General features: G+C 68.9%; 1 protein-coding gene. It reads left to right on the top strand.

The genetic code is table 11. From position 1 onward, the window contains the following. Positions 1–257: histidine kinase dimerization/phospho-acceptor domain-containing protein (locus tag ACQG3P_RS20410; protein ID WP_426806061.1), on the top strand; the 257-nt coding region annotated here is incomplete at both ends.

Raw genomic sequence — 257 nt, 5'->3', positions numbered from 1 at the left:
GCGCCGAATCGCTCACCCTCTCGGCCATGGGCCGGTTCTCGGCCAGCCTGGCCCATGAGATCCGCAAGCCGCTGGCAGCCATCAACTACGCCGCCCAGCTGCTGGAGGAATCCGCCGCCAATGGCGATACCGACCGCCGCCTGCTGCAGATCATCCACCAGCAGTGCCAGCGCACCAACGGCATCGTGGAAAGCGAGCTGGGCCTGGCCCGGCGCGAGCGGGCCAACCCGGAAAACCTGGACCTGGCCGCCTTCGTG

The sequence above is a fragment of the Stenotrophomonas sp. SrG genome (genome assembly GCF_050031795.1).
Lineage (GTDB): Bacteria > Pseudomonadota > Gammaproteobacteria > Xanthomonadales > Xanthomonadaceae > Stenotrophomonas > Stenotrophomonas rhizophila_A.
Note: the sequence above shows the minus strand (reverse complement) of the source record. Positions and strands in the feature narration are given on the sequence as shown.